The organism is Pseudomonas sp. S3_E10, assembly GCF_054667615.1.
The window spans coordinates 2,977,575-2,997,856 of the sequence record NZ_CP162743.1 but is presented as its reverse complement, the minus strand read 5'-3'; the positions used below and the strand labels follow the sequence as shown (position 1 = coordinate 2,997,856).

Annotated in this window: 21 protein-coding genes and 1 pseudogene; 10 read left to right on the top strand and 12 right to left on the bottom strand. The window is 52.0% G+C overall.

Features of this window, described 5'->3' with window-relative positions; genetic code table 11:
- Window positions 1-3: 3 nt before the first annotated feature.
- The 5 genes from AB4N98_RS13540 (at window position 4) to AB4N98_RS13520 (ending at window position 3,388) form a co-directional block, all read left to right on the top strand.
- A complete protein-coding gene (locus tag AB4N98_RS13540) occupies window positions 4-219 on the top strand; it encodes a hypothetical protein (RefSeq protein ID WP_460149532.1) in 216 nt (71 codons plus the stop codon).
- Between the two features lie 187 nt (window positions 220-406).
- A complete protein-coding gene (locus AB4N98_RS13535) occupies window positions 407-610 on the top strand; it encodes a hypothetical protein (RefSeq protein ID WP_460149531.1) in 204 nt (67 codons plus the stop codon).
- 115 nt (window positions 611-725) lie between these two features.
- Window positions 726-1,658 (top strand): hypothetical protein, encoded by a 933-nt coding sequence (locus AB4N98_RS13530; protein ID WP_460149530.1) that lies wholly within the window; start codon window positions 726-728, stop codon window positions 1,656-1,658.
- Between the two features lies 1 nt (window position 1,659).
- Entirely contained in the window at window positions 1,660-2,331 is a 672-nt protein-coding gene (locus AB4N98_RS13525) for a cupin domain-containing protein (RefSeq protein WP_460149529.1), read from the top strand.
- Window positions 2,332-2,335: 4 nt separating this feature from the next.
- A complete protein-coding gene (locus AB4N98_RS13520) occupies window positions 2,336-3,388 on the top strand; it encodes a thiamine-phosphate kinase (RefSeq protein ID WP_460149528.1) in 1,053 nt (350 codons plus the stop codon).
- Between the two features lie 187 nt (window positions 3,389-3,575).
- Here AB4N98_RS13520 and AB4N98_RS13515 read toward each other — a convergent pair whose 3' ends face one another.
- Window positions 3,576-3,860 carry a helix-turn-helix domain-containing protein gene (locus AB4N98_RS13515; protein WP_460149527.1) on the bottom strand — a complete coding sequence of 95 codons (285 nt, stop codon included), beginning with the start codon at window positions 3,858-3,860 and terminating at the stop codon, window positions 3,576-3,578.
- A 125-nt stretch (window positions 3,861-3,985) separates the two neighbouring features.
- Between AB4N98_RS13515 and AB4N98_RS13510 the strand changes: the two genes are divergently transcribed.
- The 3 genes from AB4N98_RS13510 to AB4N98_RS13500 are packed head-to-tail and all read left to right on the top strand — an operon-like array spanning window position 3,986 to window position 6,181.
- On the top strand, window positions 3,986-4,342 hold the full coding sequence (locus AB4N98_RS13510; protein ID WP_460149526.1) for a DUF4031 domain-containing protein: 357 nt from the start codon (window positions 3,986-3,988) through the stop codon (window positions 4,340-4,342).
- Window positions 4,299-5,513, top strand: a complete 1,215-nt coding sequence (locus AB4N98_RS13505) for a nucleoside triphosphate pyrophosphohydrolase family protein (protein WP_460149525.1) — start codon at window positions 4,299-4,301, stop codon at window positions 5,511-5,513. Before AB4N98_RS13510 ends, AB4N98_RS13505 begins: the two co-directional genes overlap by 44 nt.
- Complete coding sequence (locus AB4N98_RS13500; RefSeq protein ID WP_460149524.1) at window positions 5,510-6,181, top strand: uracil-DNA glycosylase; 672 nt, start codon at window positions 5,510-5,512, stop codon at window positions 6,179-6,181. Before AB4N98_RS13505 ends, AB4N98_RS13500 begins: the two co-directional genes overlap by 4 nt.
- Before the next feature lie 2 nt (window positions 6,182-6,183).
- On the opposite strand, the gene AB4N98_RS13495 is transcribed toward AB4N98_RS13500, so the two are convergent.
- The 5 genes from AB4N98_RS13495 to AB4N98_RS13475 are packed head-to-tail and all read right to left on the bottom strand — an operon-like array spanning window position 6,184 to window position 9,260.
- Entirely contained in the window at window positions 6,184-6,987 is an 804-nt protein-coding gene (locus AB4N98_RS13495) for a thymidylate synthase family protein (protein WP_460149523.1), read from the bottom strand.
- Complete coding sequence (locus tag AB4N98_RS13490) at window positions 6,971-7,615, bottom strand: C1 family peptidase (protein WP_460149522.1); 645 nt, start codon at window positions 7,613-7,615, stop codon at window positions 6,971-6,973. Before AB4N98_RS13490 ends, AB4N98_RS13495 begins: the two co-directional genes overlap by 17 nt.
- Window positions 7,612-8,631, bottom strand: a complete 1,020-nt coding sequence (locus AB4N98_RS13485; protein WP_460149521.1) for an ImmA/IrrE family metallo-endopeptidase — start codon at window positions 8,629-8,631, stop codon at window positions 7,612-7,614. The genes AB4N98_RS13490 and AB4N98_RS13485 overlap by 4 nt, the downstream gene beginning before the upstream one ends.
- A 3-nt stretch (window positions 8,632-8,634) precedes the next feature.
- A complete protein-coding gene (locus AB4N98_RS13480; RefSeq protein WP_460149520.1) occupies window positions 8,635-8,991 on the bottom strand; it encodes a helix-turn-helix domain-containing protein in 357 nt (118 codons plus the stop codon).
- Window positions 8,988-9,260 (bottom strand): hypothetical protein, encoded by a 273-nt coding sequence (locus tag AB4N98_RS13475; RefSeq protein WP_460149519.1) that lies wholly within the window; start codon window positions 9,258-9,260, stop codon window positions 8,988-8,990. The genes AB4N98_RS13480 and AB4N98_RS13475 overlap by 4 nt, the downstream gene beginning before the upstream one ends.
- Window positions 9,261-9,799: 539 nt before the next feature.
- Here AB4N98_RS13475 and AB4N98_RS13470 point away from each other — a divergent pair.
- On the top strand, window positions 9,800-11,398 hold the full coding sequence (locus AB4N98_RS13470; protein WP_460149518.1) for a hypothetical protein: 1,599 nt from the start codon (window positions 9,800-9,802) through the stop codon (window positions 11,396-11,398).
- 26 nt (window positions 11,399-11,424) lie between these two features.
- Here the strand turns inward: AB4N98_RS13470 and AB4N98_RS13465 are convergent, their stop codons facing one another.
- The 5 genes from AB4N98_RS13465 to AB4N98_RS13445 all read right to left on the bottom strand — a co-directional run bounded on the left by AB4N98_RS13465 (window position 11,425) and on the right by AB4N98_RS13445 (window position 17,281).
- Complete coding sequence (locus tag AB4N98_RS13465; RefSeq protein ID WP_460149517.1) at window positions 11,425-12,252, bottom strand: hypothetical protein; 828 nt, start codon at window positions 12,250-12,252, stop codon at window positions 11,425-11,427.
- A gap of 607 nt (window positions 12,253-12,859) precedes the next feature.
- A complete protein-coding gene (locus AB4N98_RS13460) occupies window positions 12,860-13,900 on the bottom strand; it encodes a TniQ family protein (RefSeq protein ID WP_460149516.1) in 1,041 nt (346 codons plus the stop codon).
- A 29-nt stretch (window positions 13,901-13,929) separates the two neighbouring features.
- Complete coding sequence (locus tag AB4N98_RS13455) at window positions 13,930-14,820, bottom strand: TniB family NTP-binding protein (protein WP_460149514.1); 891 nt, start codon at window positions 14,818-14,820, stop codon at window positions 13,930-13,932.
- A complete protein-coding gene (locus AB4N98_RS13450; RefSeq protein ID WP_460149512.1) occupies window positions 14,817-16,739 on the bottom strand; it encodes a transposase in 1,923 nt (640 codons plus the stop codon). The genes AB4N98_RS13455 and AB4N98_RS13450 overlap by 4 nt, the downstream gene beginning before the upstream one ends.
- On the bottom strand, window positions 16,736-17,281 hold the full coding sequence (locus tag AB4N98_RS13445) for a TnsA endonuclease N-terminal domain-containing protein (RefSeq protein ID WP_460149546.1): 546 nt from the start codon (window positions 17,279-17,281) through the stop codon (window positions 16,736-16,738). The genes AB4N98_RS13450 and AB4N98_RS13445 overlap by 4 nt, the downstream gene beginning before the upstream one ends.
- Before the next feature lie 255 nt (window positions 17,282-17,536).
- Here AB4N98_RS13445 and AB4N98_RS13440 point away from each other — a divergent pair.
- Window positions 17,537-18,190: pseudogene (locus tag AB4N98_RS13440) on the top strand (ATP-binding protein); the annotation flags it as partial.
- Window positions 18,191-18,231: 41 nt separating this feature from the next.
- Here the strand turns inward: AB4N98_RS13440 and AB4N98_RS13435 are convergent.
- Entirely contained in the window at window positions 18,232-20,208 is a 1,977-nt protein-coding gene (locus tag AB4N98_RS13435; RefSeq protein ID WP_017526838.1) for a methyl-accepting chemotaxis protein, read from the bottom strand.
- Between the last annotated feature and the right edge of the window lie 74 nt (window positions 20,209-20,282).

The following is a 20,282-nucleotide window of genomic DNA, read 5'->3' as shown; positions in this document are numbered from 1 at the left end:
TCGATGCTTGGTGAGTATTCTCTCTCGGATGTCTTGGAAAGGATGTACCAAAATCAACTTGCGCTAGAGGCCGCACTAATGGAACTGACACTCCATGCCGAAAAAAAAGGGTTGGCCGACGTAGGTGATAATGTGCGTGGTGCGTTGTATACGATTGGTGAAAATGCCGGACACATCAAGCAGGGCTTGGCAAAGCTTAAAGGGAATCGCTCCAGCTAAATGGCTTACTAAACATGATTTTAGACGCTTACCATGCTTTCCTTTGACAAAACGTCACTGACGCCCTAGGCAAAAAAAGATTGTTTCTACTGCGAAGCCAGCGCTACCGCAACACTAGATCAACGGACCGCTACCCCCAACAAAGTCATGGTAGCATCAAGGATATAGAAAGGCCGGAGGCAGACCAATGAGCTCACACATCCAACCGGAAAATAGTCTTGCCGAGATAATGGCCGGCAAACAGAAAAGGCGTGATGCGCTGCTTCATGCTCTCAGCCTGGCTAAGCCTGCCGACATTGAAGCAGCAGCTCAACGCATCAAAGAGGTGATGCGCGCTTCGAAAGGAAATCAACACCGTCAGCGCATAAAACCGCCTGAATTCTCGGATTGAAAGTAGCTTCGGAGCTTAGTTTTATCGGCGTTATATATTTTTCGAAGGGTGAATGGCCATACCCTCATTGCCAACGCTCCCATGACAAAGATTTTATCGTTAGCCCCTGTTAACGGTGGATTTACTGCCTATCGCAAAGGCTATAATAGCAAGAAGAAGCCCAACTACAAACGGTACAAAAACAGTGGACATTTCCTTTTTTGGAATAAAGCTTAATCTCTCAATCACTCTGAATAAGCCAGAGAAAATACCGCCAGACAAGCTTCTTTTTGATCGCACCCACCTAGATGGGTTATTAAGACCTGACTATGACAATAAAGCATCACTTATCGGCATTCTTCTCTCGCAGCTTAGCGTACTCGTAACAATTATATTAACCCTTTTGGCGTCCGATATAAAATCCAGATGGGGAGTTCAAGAAGATGCATGGACCACTCTAATTATTGTGATATTTTCAATTCTAGGCCTTTGGTCGCTTATAATATTCATAAAAATACTAAAACAACCGTCCTTTGAAAGTTTTTTAGAACGCATCATGAAAAACTCACTTACAACACAGGACAGGCGATTTGTTTTTCTTATTACGGCCCGAGACAATAAAAAAAGTAAAAGAGTTTTAGTACAATATTCAGACAACTGGCAATGCTGGCTACTACCTAATTTCGGCAGACAGCAATCTGGAAAAGTCAGCAGCAATGAGGAATTAAATAAAACCCTTTCAGAAAAACTTTGCGCCGACTTCATGGAACTGTCGTTGAGCCCGGTAAACGAAGACCTTATAACTTCAAAAATATCATACAAAAATGGCAAATTCACGAATTATTATTTTGATTTCTATCAAGCAAAAATCAAATCGGACGAACTAAAAGACAAACTCCGCCCACTCGAATTCAATATTGGCGGCGTAAAGTACAAGTGGATGACCACGGCAGAAATGAAGAATGACTCGATTACAAAAGAGCGTAACTCTGACGTTATAGATCACCTTGAGGATCGCATCTTCTCAAACAATTCTACCGGCCTATCGATCGATAGCGAACTGTACTAGAATGCAAGAATTAATCTCTGAACTAGCAAGATCTTCAAACAAGCCCTTAAGCCCAGTACAACTGCTTAAGTTGGCGTCCAATGAATATTTTTGCCCCCAAGAACTCCTATCCACGATTAACAAACAATGGCGTGATAAAAAATCATCTGGCCATACTCATCAACTTGGCTTTTTCAAATTCCAAATTGCTGTAATCAACGGAAATTTCCCTCGAACAGTTCGCTTGCATTATTGGAATCGTACGAAAATCAAAGATGATATACATGACCATATCTCATCCTTTGCATCAAAAGTAATTTATGGATCTCTGAAAAACGAATTTTATGAGCCTAATGACGAAAGCAAAAATTACATTTTAAAAAAATTTAAATCTGTTGGAAGCTGCTGCACGCCGTCACGTCATGAACTTGAAAAAATGCAATCACTGGAATTCCTCCGCGAGGAAACCCTTGAGGCTGGGCAATCATACTTCTTAAAATATGATCAACTTCATAGGCTTGTTCCAAAATCCGACGAACTGGTAACATTGATCATCCAAGACATTCCGATCGATAGGGAAATCAATGTGTATCGACATGCGAACGATGTAACTTATCGCTCCGAGTCAGCAATTCCAATCTCTGATTTTAATTTCCATGATATTTTCAGCAGGCTAGAAAACCTAATAGGTTAAAAACATGAAAATGAGCGAAATAGGAGAAAAAACCTTTCTTCTAAATCTACTACCGAACTTGGAAACTGCCGAAGACTTTATTAATGGATTTGGTAATGACGCCAGCGTCCTAGATATTGGCCTGACCGATATCGCTATAGCGTTCAAGATCGATCGCGCTGCAAGACCTATTGCGGCATACAACGGTTGGGCAGGTTTCGAATCGTGGGGGCGCCTCGCTGTAACAGCTAATATAAGTGACCTACTAGCTGTCGGCGCTGTTCCGAAAGGTTTTATGCTTTCGATTTCAATTCCAAAAAACTGGGAGATAGAACGTGCGGAAGCGATAATTCGAGGGGCAGAAGAGGAATGTAAAGCAAATGGTGTCGTCTTCTTGGGTGGTGATACAAAAGAAACCCAGGAGCCGCATATTGTAGGAGCTGCTATCGGCGTAGTTAACAAGAGCAAAATTTCAAGTAGGAGATCTGCTAGTCCTGGAGACGCAATACTTCTCGCAGGCGAACTAGGCGGGTTCGCAGGAGCGTACACTCAACTGAAAAATGGAAAAAGCGAAAACCTTTTCCATAACGAGTATCTAGCCCATCCTCGCTGCGCGCTCAAAGAATCCATGTATCTTTTTGAAAACTATTCAATTAGTTCAGCTGTAGATCTAAGTGATGGTTTGTGGGAGGGTTTAAACCTGTTACCGAATCGAGGATATGGCATCGAACTTGAACTCGACAAGCTCCCTTTCCATCAATTTGCAAAAGAGGCAGCAGAAGAGTTCAACTCAAATGTTACAAACTTTGCTTTCACTGTAGGTGACTGGGGTATTCTATACACTTTACCTATGCACGAGGCCCAAGAAGCTATTCGATTAGCCCCAGCAGACACCAAACTCTCAATGATCGGCAGGATCACTTCAAATGAGGGCGTTTCCATTTATTCAGAAAAATCAAATAAGAATTTTAATCTCGAGCACGAGCTTCGAAATGAACATTTCGTACAAAGAATGGAACATGAGAGAGGCTACTTTGACCAACTACTATCCATTGACTTCCTACGCCCCACATCATGAAGCTCAAGACGATAATACAAGCTTACTCGTAAATTAAATCAGTTATTTTTCGAAAGTGATACAACGTTTATATTTTTGACAGACCGATAAATAGATTTATAAAAAACTTAGTAGCGTCCTCACCACCATTGTTACAAGAGAGTTGCCCTTAGCCGGTGAGGCGCTCCCTTGAAGTAATGCTCACCTATCAAACCCTAAGCCGGCTTACTCGCTTACGTGCCAAAGCCATTTCAAGTGCATCCATTAGGGTATTTAACACTTCCTCACCTTCCGGCCACTCTCGGAGTAGCGCTTCGGCCCTTGCGGTGAAGGTGTCTGCAGGCTCGACAGTGGTCTCCCCCATAGGTTCGAGCCCTAAAAATGTGCAAATTTTTTGCATATTCTTTCCAACCAATCGCACCTGCCCGCGTTCGATTCGGGAAATCTGCGAATGATGAACGCCCACGGCGATGCCTAGACTTTTTAGGGTCATTCCGCTTTTTTTACGGGCCAGCGCTATCCGACACCCTATCTGCTTTGCGTCCATTGAACAGTTGAAATCAGTGACTATAAAGTGCAAAATATTTGCACATTATTATCAGATTAGCGAGCCCCCCTATGGCGGTCTATGTGGATGCGGAAGGGATATCTTGGAGAGGCCGATCGTGGTCTCATCTAGTAGCAGACTCCCTGGATGAGCTGCATGCATTTGCCGCTCGACTAGGCTTGCAACGCAGCTGGTTCCAGTCCAAGACTCGCTATCCTCACTATGACGTGACAGAGTCGGTTCGAACACGCGCACTCGCGATGGGCGCTCGAGGAGCGGACCGGGAAAGAATCGTTAATTGTGCAAAAAAAATGCGGTTAGAGATGATCGCGGCTTACGGAGCAGCGCCCGACAATCTTACGACTTCAACGAAAGGGATTTTTCATGGTCAGTCCACAACCTCAGCAGGTGTCGCTGTCAGTACCTGAGTATTACCTGAAAGCCACGGAAACAAACCGATTTGACGGAAGCTCAGATGGCTTTCAAAGCCTGAGGTTTGGCTATTTTGGTGAAATCGGGGGACTGCTCTCCGCTGTGAAAAAAGCAGGTCGCGATCAGTTGGTCATGTCGATTAGCGAGTCCGCTGCTGAGGAGCTCGGGGACGCCCTTTGGTACCTCATCAACGTAGCCGCCGCGGTGGATGTCAGTCACAACGACATAGGAGAACGATGCATAGCTATTCTCCGGACCAGCTTGGGCGAGAGTGAGCAACCCCCACTGATCCCCGTGACGTTCCGACATATTGATAGCCTTATCGAGATTAGAAGAGAGCCCGGATCAATCGACCGTTCTGCGCAGCTCAGCGAGCTGGCAAACGCCGCGGGGTTTATGACAAAAGTCAGCCATGTCCAGTATATGGCGATGCCACCACCCACTCGCGCAGCCCATTTTGGAAAGCACTTGATGGAGCTGGCAATGGCATGCGCAAGCTTCAATTTGAAGATTGAAGATGTCGCGCGCTCCAACCTAGAAAAAATCTCCAGCAGATGGCCGAAAGGTGACATTACCTATCCTGAGCTTTTTGATGAGACATACCTAGAGCACGAACGCTTTCCGCGTAATTTCTCGATCGACTTCATCGAACGTGGGACTCCAGAAAATGGCCATGTAGTACAGAGCCTAAATGGTGTGTTCATCGGCGACCGCCTGACAGACAATAGTAACGAACCTGACGACTACCGCTTTCACGACGTGTTCCATTTGGCGTATGTTGCGTTCCTTGGCTGGTCCCCAGTTCTTCGATCACTACTCAAACGCAAACGAAAGTCAGTTCCCCAAACGGATGAGAACGAGGATGGCGCGCGTGCGATGATCATCGAGGAAGGCATCGCGACCTGGATTTTTAATCACGCAAAGGGCCAGAATTTCTACACAGATGCAAGAGCGGGCAGCCTTGATTATGGCTTGCTCAAACAGATTCAGAGCATGGTCGACGGCTATGAAGTCGCTGCGTGCAAGCTGTGGCAATGGGAAAAAGCCATTCTTACCGGATTCCAAGTCTTTCGGGCACTACGAGACCACCGGGGCGGTACCGTCGTCATTGACATGCTTTCGCACACCATGAGTTTTGAACCTCTTAAGCAGACCGAACAGCAATGAATCCAACAGCCTTTGTAAATGCTCTTTCAGCCCTCAAGCTGGAGAACGTATTCAATCCCTATGCAGATCGGTGCCCGGTTCATGACCGGGCGGACGCGGTTGCATCACGTCGTCGGAACCTGCGCGGGTATTTGAAAGCTGCGGCTGAGATTGGCGTCGACACTATCTGGATGGGCCGCGATCTCGGTTACCGTGGTGGGCGGCGTACGGGCCTGGCATTGACGGACGAGTATCATCTTCCGGAGATGACCCAGAGATATCCAGGGGCCAGCTTTAAGCAGGCAACGATGGGACCTGCACTCGCAGAGAGAACCGCGACAGAAATATGGTCGGTGCTGCGAGCAATTGAGCTTCCGCCACTGCTGTGGAACGTGTTCCCGTTTCACCCGCATGAACCGGGTAATCCATTTACTAATCGCAAATTCACCAGTCGCGAACTCCAACAAGTAGATGAGCTCAACGATACCTTAATCACATGGCTGAAGGTGCGACGGGTAGTAGCGATCGGGCAGGACGCTTTTACCTATGCGAGCAGATTTGACGTCGACGTGGTCGCTATACGTCATCCGAGCTATGGTGGCGTCAGGGATTTTCGCGGGGGAATGAGCGCTTTGTATAACATCCCTGTTGAAGCGCTCGATTCCAAAAAACAGGCATCACTGTTCTGATGCTAGGCAGGAAAACCTTTAAGCATCGCTCTCGTTTCTTTAGCACCACCTAAGGTCGACATGTCCAAATAGGCATGCGTGGCGATGCACGTCAAAACCCCGCAATCAAATTCAGACTCGGTCGCTACGAATTTTTGCAGGTTGCTCAGCCCAATCAGGTTTCCTAGTGCCCTCTGTCCGTACCATTGCGAACGATAAATAGCCGTCAGATCTAGCTTGCCATCAGTAATCTTGAAGCTCAGGTGACTGAGACATGGCATGTTGAGCGCTTTGTTTCGATCAGTAGCCGGATCGTAGAGGGGAAGCTCACACCCAAACTCGTCGGTGTTATCAGCAATATCAAGCTGAGCGTCTATAACGCCAAGCTCATAGGCTGCTTGATAGCTACGTCCTTCTTTCGACGCCTTTAACTTGCGCACAATGGTCTCAAGAGGGTTAAACGTCGAAGCCCCATCCCTCCCTACCCTACGCATCATTCTCAGGGCGTAGGTGCCCCATGTGTGAGGCTTCTTCGCACGAGTCATCACGTCAAGGTACTTCTGATAGAAGTCAGGGCGCTGGTCTCGTTTATACAATCCCATGGGGAAAATTGTTCCTGCGACGGTGTCGATACTGAGACCCGGCGTGCTTTTACGCAAAGCCTCATCGACCGTGCTGAGGACCTTGCGATCTTCAGCCGTTAAAGCTGCAGGGGATTCAATCTCAAGAATGAGATTACGCTCGATTTGGTCTCGGCAACCTTCCAAGTGTCGAGCGGCCGCAATCCATGCCGGCACAGCTCGTTTAGCTTCAAACAGAACTGCCATGTTCTACTCCAAAAGCGCACGCTGCATGCGCGGTAATATAGGTTGATGACAGCCAAGCATATCCATTGACACCCCAACCAGCCCCCCAACTGTTTCGGATCAAAAACCAAGGTTCTCCATGCTCGTCGTACCCCAGCCCAACAACAACGACTGCATGAATCATCGTTCCTGGAAGAACAGCATCACTGAATGCGATGACATCGCCATTGGGTCGATAGAATGTGAGAGTAAGTCTGAGGGCCAGGCCGATCGCTATTCGGCCCTGCAACTTCGATATCAACCAGTTGATATCTGCCTTACAAAACTCAACAGCACGACCATATAGCGTCAGCCCCGTCGGTAGTGAACCGAGCGGAATTGTTGGCTCGGTTGCCTGGTAGGGGAAATCGAGTTCGATGGGATGCCCCAAAGACGACGCGGCCTTAGCAGCAGGAAACTGCAAGCCGTGCCCAGGTTTCCAGCCAGGGATCAGCGCTATTGCCGATCGGTAAAAGAATTCTGGACCTAGGTCTTCTGGCGCGAATTGTCGATTAAGGACAGCGATAGCGAAAGCCAAGCAGGTTGGCCGGTCCCCCTGATCATTTGCGTTACCCTTCGACTCGTCGAGCAAAAATTCAACCGTGATCACGATCCCGACACCTCTTTCAGATGTGCCAGTTTGGCCTCACGTGACAAGCCATCAATGATGGGCTCAAAGTGAGCCTGAGAGCTGAAGGTAGGATCACTCGGAAGCTTTCCAAGCCATGGCCTAGATTCCGAGAGATGAATTGGAATCGGTGCGTCGACCGGCTCCCTTCCGCCATTTACCAGGTAATCCATCGTGTTATCGGCGCCAAACGAAAGCTTGTCTTCATCAATCTCGGAGGCCGGCAACGGAGCCAAGACAAATCCTTCTGATGTTAACTCACCCATCGATTCAGGTTGCCAGAGATAGCCTGCCGAGGCATGACTCTTAAGTCTGACCACCATTAGGTCGTCGGGGCGCGGCTCCAACACAGAGGTACGATCGTTCTCATCAAGGAGCCAAACCTCTCGGGTTGCATCCTCCATAGGGACTGATTGAAGCAAAGTCCTTTTAATGAACGCCGGTGACGTTTTCAACAGGTTCTCGACCAAGTCGTAGGCAAGAATCTTGTGCCGATATAAGGACCACGCTGCGGCCCTATAGCTGATGCCAAGTCTCAGCGAGAGCTGGTAGAGGATATGAGGATTCTGCAGTGACGTTTTATCCCAGCCTTTACGCTTGCAGATAATCGTCAGGAGACGGCGCGGGACGAGCAAATGGTAAGCAAACCAATCTGCTTCCTGCTCCAGGATTTCGGCACCGACGCCATAATCGATCGTTTCATCGAACGCCGTATTATGCCCCATGAAGAAATGGCCTAGCTCATGCGCACAGGTCATATGGATCATGCCGGCTGACCGCAAGGTATTGATGAGAATACCAGGAGTATCCTCGCGCATGAATGCGCCGAGCAATCGGTCCAGAGGCCTTAGGATAACGGGAATATCGGCCGAGGCTGCCACCTTGAAGGGGTCAATGCGTGTATAGCCATCGTGCTCTACACGCTCCATCGCCTGAGCAGATTCTAATACCGCAGCCGCCTCTGACGCGGTAATTAACGCTATATCACGGTGCCCCATTCCTTACTCCCTATCCCGGCGCGCAGACTGCTTTAAGAACTCAGCGAATCGCGCCACCTCTTCCATGTCCTTATCTGACAACCCTTTGAGCGCCCTTGCCAGAAATACCAGCTGCTCGGGCCCCACAGGTGGAGGCTCTGAACCAGTCATAAGATATTCCAGAGGACGTCGATAAAGCTTTGCAAGCTTATTCAACTCTAGAGCCTCGACCTTGCGCGCCCCAAGCTCGATATTGGTTACCGACGGTCGAGATAACCCGAGAACAGACGCAACGTCATCCTGAGATAGCCCCATGTACTCGCGTGCGTGGCGCAGCCGATCCCCCATCCTGGTTCGTTCGTCATCGCGGTCGTCATTCATTTGGGTGTGCCTTTCAGATGCTTCAGGACCCCTTTAGTGATTTCCGTCACGAACTGCTCCTTGGAATTGTATCCCCCATTCCGGATTATTAGGTCTACAGGCATCTTGCGGCCCACCAACTTGTCGATACCGACAAATGCTTCGCATGCAGCGATAGACTCCAGTGGTGCACCGAGCTCATCAGTGGACAGTGGGTCATCAATGATTTCCAGCGCACGCTTGTCCCAGAATGCATTCAGCAAGCCCTCAATTTGAGCTTTGAGTTCCATAACGCTTCCCTCGTATGAAAATAGAACGGTCTATGTAAGAAAAAGCTACACCCTTGTTTTAGAAATCACAAGGACCGCCTATGGCAAAACACTATAAATACGGGCATCGAATTAGGGGGACATCCAGATGGACCTTGTTGAGAGGCGACGTCAACTCCATACATGCCAAATAGCCATTAGCAGTATGATCACGTTTAAGTGTTATCCGCAACGCTCCGAAAGAGGGGAAGTGGGCAAAACCTTACCCGCCAAAATAGCGTGTGAGGCTGCTTGCGCGACCTCTACCGCTCGTCGCAACATAGGTGGTAATAAGCCTCTGATTCAGGGGATTTCGCCGTATCTCACGTAGAGCACGTAGGTCGGATCAGTTGCGGCAAAATGGAGATAAGAGGTTGTTAGGTCCTATCAAACGGGTTGAGTTTTCCTACCCTCGCGCCGACTTTCAGGAGAATGCAGCCGTCAAAGAGCTTACCGGTGATGTCATCGTATGGTGGTATGGACCCGTCCAACAAAACCCGAGAGCGAGAACGGTTCCACACGTGATCGTCGTGTTCCGACTACTTGATGCGTACGACCAACCAGGTGCATTCATACCCATAAAAATAGCCCTGAGCCACCTGTCCTACTATCGGATCGGAACCATATGGCAGAAGGGGAAATGCGTTTCTGATATCGCGCTTTCGAGCATTGCCCCCCAAAGAGTGGATTTCACCGAACATACGGGCTGGGTGCATACTTCGCGATACGAAGCGCGGAAACTGGATCTACCCCAAAGTTTTCTGAATACCGATTACCCGCTTCTCTATAAAGATAACGACAAGTGCTGGCTGCTGGATTTTAAACTCGCCGATAACAAGAACATGTTGGTCCCTTGCGTGGAGTTTCTCGTGAGAGCTTACGCACGCAACAGCGACGTCTGCCGGGCGCTGACGGCACTGGAATGGGACGAGGTTTTCTCGGTGTTCTATGAAAATACGAGCCCCTCTGAAACGGAATGGCTTGTCAGACCGTCGAGACACATGCGCGATGGCGATGCGGTTTACTTAGCGCACCTAATGTACGACCCCTACACATCTCATCAATCACGTTTGATCAATTCACAAGTGCTCTCCGCAGATCCTAAGAAACCGGTGCTCTTGAAGGTTGCGCCCTGGTTCAAGGGGCCGGCTGAAATTGAGGGTCGAGGTCTTTGGATCAACGGCGGCGAGACCTTTTTGTGTCTAGACATTACCGGGTGCAGCCTACCCCCTGGGCGAGAAATTGTTTGGGAGCGCCTTCAATTTGACACCGATCAAGGTGTTGACGGAACGGGTCGAAGTGTAATGCCGAGGCCAGTTAAAACCGCGAAAGCAGATGAATTTATTGCTGCTGTAGACGACCGGGAACCCGATAATCACTCGGAAACTACGATAGTTAAATCGGCTCCATTCAAACAGCTAGGAGCACCGCGAAAGGTCACAAAAAGCAAGCATACTGTCAGCGCTAACACAGGACGCCGTGGCCCCAAACCACCTGAAGCAACGTCTCACTCTACAGGCTGCGGCGCTGGCTCTGGCAAGCAGACCGGCAAGCTACAGCTTGTAGCAGACGCGCCGCTGGAATCACACGGCGTTCTTCGCGATATTTGGAGAGCGCTACATGACATTGCGGCTAGCAACGCGCAGATCAGCGACCTGCACTGGTACACGCCATCAGAAGGCTTCAATGCCAAAGACGAGCCGATGCTGATCACTTTATCGCCACATATGGATGACCAGCTACCCGGAAAAACACTGAACTGGGTGTATATCGATAGCAAAACAAAGCAGCTTCGCGGTGTGCTGATGATCAGGATCAAAATAGCCGGCACCAACTATTTTTTGATCGAGCTGCAGCGCAAGAAAACGGGTGTCGAAGAAAAAGAAGAGTCCTTCGCCGGAGTTTTGTTCTTGTCGCACCTACTGAACCGCGATGAGCTGAATGACTTTATCGAAGCCTTTTGTTCGCGCATCCGCTTCAGACACGGCGTAGTAAGGGACCTGAAAAGCTTGTTCCCAAATGACACGAAATTTTTTAATCACCGCCTCCATGAGGAGACAGTTCTATACCGTCGTGTCTTGATCAACGCCTTCCGCGACGTAGGGGTTAGCCTAACTTAAACGGTCCTTGCCCAGCCCAAACTGGTCTACCCATTGCCGGCGACAGCAAATCCATCGCATGACGGTACCCAAAGCTGATTTTCACCGAGGGTTACGTTGAACCCTGGCACCGTTTTGTACGGCGCAACGGTGTAAACCAGCTGCTTTGAGGACACCCGTGATACACCGTGAAAGTAAGTCAGCGCGACGGCAATCCACTTCCGGTCGAAGTCGTCGTCATCCCTCCGATCCCGAATCAGTTGGAGCAGTTCCTTTTCTTTTTTCTCTCGACGAGCCTTCTCCATCAAGCGCTTTTCAGGACGAGACTCAAGTTTTAAATCAAATGTCCGATTGAGGAAGTTGACGAAGCCGGTGACAGCCGCCAGCTGGCCTGGAGAAACGCGCCAAAAGCGCTCCAAGTTATTCTGACTCGGCATCGCGTTGGCGTTCATTTCCGCAAGGTGAAGCAAATCCACTGCCGGCCTTAGGGAAAGCCTTACTGAGCGCAAACTGATCGCCCCCTGTTCCATCTTGACAAGGAGGCTTGCGTGATACCGTTTAAGAATCTCGTTGGACTTGGGGTCAATGACACTATTGAGCAGTTCTGCCACACGGCGCGTCTCAGAGTGGTGCTCACGCACAGCCTCATCTACAACGGTATCGCAAGCAAACTGTAGCCAGCGCATCGGCACCTCTGCCTTACGAAGGCCGCCAGCACCAAAGCGATCCAGCAACTGTTCGTATGTGGGTACCTGTCCCCACGTTTTTTCAATCAACCTGAAAAATAAGAAATACTGGTTAATTTTCAGGGCTGCCGGCTTGGATCCGATCTCCGTGAGTAACCATGCGCCAAAATCGCCAAACAGCTTGCTCATTTCTCCCGTTCTAAATCCGGCCAGGTTGATGACCAAACGGCTGTTAAAACTTTTACCCCAGTAGCAATCCTCGCACTCACGGCCTTGTCCCGCTGGCATGGGTTGCCCACAGCCACCGCAGGCAATCCTGCCTTGCTCATGGCAGACTCCACAAAGCTTATTGCCCGAAGTATCTTGAACCAAGACCCGATAGCGACGACAGGCAGGACAGGTTGCAGCAGCAGGTCCACTGCATTTTGGGCAGGCACGCAGCCCTGATTGGCCGTTCCTGGCCAGACGCCTGGAGAGCTTGCCGCATACCTCGCAGGGTTCGGGCTCACGAAAATACGGAACGCATGGTTTGCAGACAGGACCGTAAAGCGTCATCCGTCCGATGCTGAAGACCTCTTTGCCGCAACGCACGCAAGGCTTGTCTCGTGCACAGTCATTACACCGTGCACCCAGATCGAAAGTCGGAAGCCGTGCAAAATTTCCGCACCCCTCGCACATCCTGCGTTTGAATAACCGTGGGTAGCAGGTGGCGCAATAACGCTTTCCTTGATGAGTCTTCTTCGCCTTCGGCATAGGCCGACTGCACTCATCGCAAGGTGCGGAATTGGTCAGGTTTTCAGAGACCATCTCTTTTAATCTTTCTGATCAAGCGCAGCCAATTTCTGAGCACTGCTTGAGGCTTTTGAGGTCCGACCATCGACACCGTTCGGTCGTAGGCGGAATGGCGGTAAGTGGCTCTGGGCGTGATGAGCTCCAGCAACTGAGGAGCGTCCTTAGAAAACTGCCGTAATACCGACGGTGGAAGCACTCCACTGGCAGCATCCGAAAAACGCCCCGGACCGGCTAGCATTATCGACCAAACCATATCAAGAAGTCTTTCCCGCTCACAAACCGGCAAATACTCGAGTGGCAACCCCAAGGGGCTTGGCTCAAGTGACGAACTATTGACTCCCATTTCCGCACAGAACGAAGTTAATACGTGAGAGTTCAGTCGAGAGGCGGTTCTCACCAAGCTGAGCATGGCCCTAGCGATTCCCAGCCATTCGCGACAGGTGAGCCGCAACGGCCCATACCAGGCGCCCGACCACACCATTTCATCGACGCACCCTTGAAATGCTGCAGCGCCTGCGCTGACATCCATTTGCCCGTTGAAAGCCAATTTTGACTTACAGGCGTGACACTGAGCAATCGAGTCCCCAGGCCGTAAAAGACTTGGCTGCAGTGGCACTGAACAGGTCGGACAGCAATCGATCAGCCTAGCTCGATGCAGTGGGCATCGCGTATGCCAAGCCAATCTCCACTGGATTTGATAGAACGGCTCCTTTTGCTCCATACAAACTGGACAGCACTGCAGGCCTCCAGCGTGAAATCGGTTCCGACACCCCAGCACCAATACCCAGGGCCAGATGCCTATACGCCCAGCTGAATTGCGCATGATGCAATCCGCAACCGCTTTTAACGTGCTCGCCCCCAAAGCAGCGACCGATAGACCTGCTAATCGCGAAAGTATTGCCAAACTGTCTTGATCTAACCCCCGGTCAAGATCCCGAGTCCAAACGCGTTGCATCGGCCAAACAGCCGAGGCCAGTGCAAAAGGTGAGCATCCATGTGTCAAGGCGCTCCTCACCAGAAATGAGGAGAACAGTTCATCTGCCATCAATGGTTGGGGAATAGGCCACCTGGGGTCTACCCAATCAATTCGCGGATGCCACGTGTAGGACGTAACCACGACTTGGTCTCGATCAGCTCTCGGTCGATACACTCCTTACCCGTAGCGATTGCATCCTTCGCGCACTCAATCAGCAGACGGTGAACATTGCCGGTGTTGCCTCCAGATATCGAATGGATAAGTTGAGCACTCTGGGCCTTGTACAACTCTGAAGGCCGCTTGAGTGGGATTACCGCCTCAAATGCCTTCAGCAATCGCTGAAAGTCGGCATTCAGCTTCCATAAATCCAACTTAAGCACGTCAAAGCGGCTGCTGTGCTGGGGGTCGTGGTGCAGCACTCGCACCGCATCCTCGGTACCTACGCCGACCACCGGTATAACTAGCTCATTGCATAACAACTTGATGGCATTCATTACCTCGCGCTGCTTGATTGCCGAGCCTGCCAGCAAGGAGTGGATCTCATCAATGATCAGCATCTTCACATGAAGTTTACGAAACATGTGCACGACCTGATATCGCAGAGTCAATACAGAATCCGTGGTTCGATAAGGTGTCCACAGACGATCGAGAAGCGAGATATACAGGCCTTTCTCATCTGCGGAAGGAGGAGCTTCCGCAAGGATAATTGGACGTACCGGCTCGGCGTATTCATTCACATATCCTTCACCATGCTTATCTACAAAATGCCGAATGATCGTCGTTTTGCCATTGTTCGAATCGCCGGTGATGAGTAAGCATCTCATGCGCGGACGCTTGGGCATGTCAAGCAGTTGGCCAAGCGTGTCTAGCACGTTGTGCGCCGCGGGATAACCGATCCACCGCGGCTGTTCCATAAAGAGCACTCGCTCTCGGTCGGATAACTGAAGAACAGGTAAAAAATCGGGCAGCAGGTGCTTGAAATCACTCATGAGATATCCCCGAGCAAGTCGACGTCATCAAGGAGCAAATCAACAGGCCCCGAAGCGATGGAAAATGAGGATTTATGCATGGCAACAACTGTCGCCGGTGTAACCCGCTTCTCGTGAACGCGAGCTTTTTGAGCCTCCTTGCGTGCCTTCTTAGTTTTCTCTGAAGCCTGCTGGACCAGCTCTCGATTCTCCATGATCAGCCGAGCGATGAGCGCCTCATCAATGTGCTCGCGCCCCTCGCTAACAGCCTTTTTCTTGGCCGCTCTGAACTCCCAAACTGTCGAAGCAGGGAAAGCCTGATTGGCGACGGGAATCTTAAAGTACTGCTTAATTGAAGGATCGAAAAACCATATGGTACTTATGTCGCGCGGGTCGCGCCGAAAGACAAATTTTCGAGCCTGCCCTGTCTGTGGGTCCGTTGCATTTATCCAATGACGTAACGCTTCAGAGTAATAAAACACATCAATCTGGACACCGTAGTGCTGCACCGTGCGCTGGTAAGACGGTAGGAAGTCGAGTTGGACGGTCAGAGGGTCAACCGGTCTTGGCGGAACGCCAACCAATGCCTCCGTCTCACGGTTGCCGAAGAAGCCGATCTGCCACATACGCGCAGGGCTCATGTAAATCGCAGAATGGTTGTCCTGGTGATATTTGAGGATCGACCTGACAAGCCACTTCTCGAATTCGGCCATCGTCAGGACAGCATTTTTATCAGAGTCATAGCCTTCACGTGCAGCAATGCCACTGAACGTGGTACCAGGCAATTCATGTAGCGTGCGCATGAAAGTGCCCAGCAGACGCTCAATGTGACCACCAAAGTTCGGGCGTGCAACGGGACGAAAGACGTTCTCGATGTTGTAGTTAGAGCAGGAGCGGTTGAGATTGGCAGTCCGGAAATCTGCGCCGTTGTCCGAATGAATCACGCGCGGGAATCCCCAGACAGGCCACTGCCCCTTGACCCCATGAACATCCAGCCACTCCTCCTTGGGAAGCACTGAATGGGCAATGCACATTGCCACGGAAATCTCTGACGGCTCCTCCAACGCAAGGTAGTAGCCGGTGATCATCCGAGAAAAAACGTCAATTGCCACGGTGAGCCACAAGCGCCCAATTGGACGCCGATGAACATCGTCCACCACAATCAAATCAATCGGCGTGTGATCAATTTGTACGACAGCAAGCGGATAGTCTGCACCAGGAAACTTGCCAACGGCCGGAGTGAACCTGTTCCTGGCCTTGTCCGCAAACCCACGGCGTCGCAGGAACTGCTTTTCTGAAATGCGATCAATACGAGCTCGGATCGCAGATGCACCTGGCGGATTAATTCCAAGCGCCTTTGCACGCAGGGCGACTTCCGCAATGGCGGACTGAATGGAAGGGCGCTGTTTGCTTAGGTAGTGCTCCTCAATGACTTGTTCAATTAGGCTTTCAGCTTCTTGCGTCAACCGGGTATTACCTGGCTTCCAACCGCGCTTTCGTGGAACTAGCGCAAGCACCTCGCCCCAGTTCTGGTAACGATCAAGCCAACGGTAGATAGTTGCTGTATCCACCCCCGCAAGCTTTGCTTGCGCCTCTACCGCACCTCGGGGCGTTACCGATTGGTTCAGTAATGGGCTGATGGCAGAAAACCGTTGCTGTGCGATGGCCCACTCATCACTACCGATGGTGGCGATGTCGTAGTTCACGTACAAACCGTCAACCTTTTCTTGATCAACACTGTGAAGTTCGGAAATTCGCAGCGAAGCACTCTGGCCCGACTCAACCTCTACGCCAATGACGATCTCAAAATTGAGGATCTGCAAAATGCGAAAAATTTGGTTCTCTCGACGAACCATCGCACCGACTTGAATATCAACCCGCGCACGCGATGGCTCGAAAGGGACCGGGTGCTCCTCAGTATCAATGTCATAAATGTTCACGGCACCGCCACCCACAGCTCTAGATTTTCATTCAGCGGTTCACGTATATCGCAGTCAAGCCTATGGGTTGCAACGAGATGCCATAGCAACGAAATCCCTATCGAGCGATAGATGCCATTGAAATGGCGAGCAAGCAGGTAGTGCACCGGGGCGATCCCCATCTCTCGCAAAGTATTGATGACAAGTTCGACGTCCTCGGAATCAAAAGCCATGCGTTCATACCGTTCAAGATGAACGATGTTTTGAAGCGCCTGGCCACGGATACGCGACTCGTCGTAGATGCAGAATTGCCAACCGCGCTCAGCCGCATAGCGACGTGCTGTCTTCCATTTGATTGACCAATCTCGCCATTTCTCGCGCCAAAGATACGCAGGCTTAACTTCTACGAGCATTGGCTTGATGTGGTCTGAGTAGTGACGGTCACCGAGGCGATAGTAGACGAGATAGTCCGGAGTATAGGTATGAACGCGACCGTTAGCGCCTATGAACTCAATCTCCACCGGCTGAGGGATGACGGTAGAAACGCCGGAGGAAAACCGCATCCGCTTCAAAAAGTCCCTCTCGAGGAGGGATTCGTAGGGGATTCCCCCCGCATCGCGAAAAGGGATGATCCCTGAAACGCTACGACGGGTTGGTTTGATTTTCCGGACCTGAAGAGGCTGGTCGCAGCTATTTGCATTCATATTCGATCCTGTCGCATTTATTTTCGAATACCATCGCAGCTAATTCAGAATGGGATCCCCGAACCTTATAGGCTCTAGCCTAGCTCTTTCGCATTAATTTCGGAAGCCTACAGCGGCTCGAAACCGCAGCCAGGGGAAATTACCCTGGCGCATCACGGGGTGTTGTTCCTGGATGAATTGCCAGAGTTCGATCGCAAAGTACTGGAGGTGCTGCGCGAGCCACTGGAGTCGGGACATATCGTGATTTCCCGCGCTCGCGACCGAGTGAGTTTCCCGGCGCGCTTCCAACTGGTGGCGGCCATGAACCCCTGCCCTTGCGGCTATATGGGCGAACCCAGTGGGCGCTGTCGCTGCACGCCGGAGCAAATCCAGCGGTATCGAAACAAGCTCTCCGGGCCGCTGTTGGATCGAATCGACCTGCACCTTACCGTGGCACGTGAAACAACCGCGTTGAATCCAACCCGGCAGGCCGGTGACACGACGGCTACAGCCTCGGCCCACGTGGCCGAAGCCAGGGACCGTCAGCAACGGCGCCAGGGCTGCGCCAATGCCTTCCTTGATCTACCGAGCCTGCGCGAGCACTGCCAATTGCTGAAAGCCGATGAAACCTGGCTGGAGGGTGCCTGCGAGCGGCTGACGTTGTCGCTGCGCGCAGCACATCGGCTACTCAAGGTGGCACGCACTCTGGCGGACTTGGATCAGGTGCAGGCGATCACCCGCGATCATCTCAAGGAGGCCTTGCAATACCGGCCCCCAGCAATCACTTGAGTCTGGCGTAGGCCCCCTCGCACATTTTGCACAGCGTAATCTCAGCGGAACCGATCCACTTCATGGCGCAGGCCCGCCGCCAACGTTTCCAACTCCTTAGCGGTAATCGCCAAATTCGACACCACTTCACGCTGCTCGCTATTGGCCAGCGCGATGCTCTGCAAGTTGCTGCTGAGCAAGGTCGCGGTGCTGCTTTGCTCCTGGGTCGCGGTGGTAATCGCTGCGAACTGCTGACCGGCCGAGCGGCTTTGCTCGTCGATACGTGCCAGGGCCGAGGCCACGTCGGCGTTGCGCGACAGGCCTTCCTGCATCAGCGCATTGCCGTGCTCCATGGTGCTGATGGCATTGCCGGTTTCCTTCTGGATGCTCTGGATCATCCCGGAAATCTCATCCGTGGCTTCGCGGGTACGCGACGCCAGGTTGCGCACCTCGTCGGCTACCACGGCAAAACCGCGACCCTGTTCACCGGCCCGTGCGGCTTCGATGGCGGCGTTGAGCGCCAGCAGGTTGGTCTGCTCGGCGATGGAGGTGATCACGCCGACGATTCCGCCGATCTCCTGGGAGCGTTGGCCCAAGGTGTTGATCACGGACGCGGTGCTGTTCAGGGCGGTGGCGATGTGTTCCAGGGACGACGACGCCTCTTGCATCGAGTTGCGACCGATACGGGTTTGTTGCGCGTTTTCCTGGGCCAGGCGCTCGGTGGCGCCCATATTGTCGGCGATATTCAGCGACGTGGCGCTGAACTCCTCAACCGCGCCGGCCATGCTGGTGATCTCGCCGGACTGCTGTTCCATGCCGTCATAAGCACCGCCAGACAAACCGGACAGCGCCTGGGCACGGCTATTGACCTCTTCGGCTGCCTTGCGGATATGGGAAACCATGGTCGACAGCGCTTCACCCATTTGGTTGAAACTGCGCGCCAGTTGGCCAATTTCGTCATGGCTGGACACGTTCAGGCGTGCACTCAAATCACCCGCGCCCAAGGCTTCGGCCTGGCGCACCAGGTCGCTCAGCGGCTGCAGCTTGCTGCGCAGCAGCCACACCGTGGCACCCACCGCCAGCAGCATCGCCAGCACGCTGCCGATCACCAGGCGAATCCCGACCGCCCAGGTAACCGCGCGGATTTCAGCTTTCGGCATGCTCGCAACCACGGCCCAAGGGCCACCGTCGAAGGGTACCGAAACGCTGTAGAAATCTTCGTTCTTGTCGCTCCAGAAGCGGCCTTTGCCAGGGGTCTTGGCCAGATCCAACATCACCGGCACCGCCTGATCCAACGCCTGTACACCCGCCGGCGGTACCAGCCAGCGCTTCTGCTCGTCGAGCAACGCCAGGGAGCCGGTCTGGCCGATGCGGAAGCGCTTGAGGTTTTCGAACTGCGCGGCCTGGGCGTCGGTGTAGTCAAACCCGATGAACAGCACGGCAATCACTTTGCCGCCGGCGTCGCGTACAGGGCTGTACTGGGTCATATAGGACCGATCGAACAACACTGCGCGCCCGATATAGGCCTGGCCACCGAGAACACGTTGGTAAGCCGGGCCTTGGCGATCAAGCACGGTACCGATCGCGCGGCTGCCGTCCTGCTTGGTCAGGGACGTGCTGACGCGGATAAAGTCGTCGCCGCTGCGCACGAACACCGTGGCCACGCCGCCGGACATTTGCTTGAACTCGTCTACTTCGGTGAAGTTGTTGTTGAGCACTTCGCTGCCCAGCAACAGGCTCGGCGTCTGCACCCCGGCCACGGTGACCGGGTGATCGGCCTGCACCGACAGCCCGGCGCTGAAGCGCTTCTCAAACAACCCCGTCAGGCGCTGGGTGCTTTCGCGCAACGTACTGTGGAAGGTATTGAGCTGGTCGGCGAGCAAACGCGCTTCGCTGGCCAGGTGCTCCTCGCGGGTATCGAGGTTGGCGGCATCGAGGGACCGCAGGGCGAAAACGGTACTGCCGCTGATGACGACAGCCAGAATCAAGGCTAATGCGAGGCCTAACTGGGAGGCGATCCGGGCGCGAGGTTGAGACATGACTGCTCCTGGCCGAGGCCAGGATCATCCTGATCTCATAGCGCTGCTCGGCAAATTATCTGGTGGGAAACGTT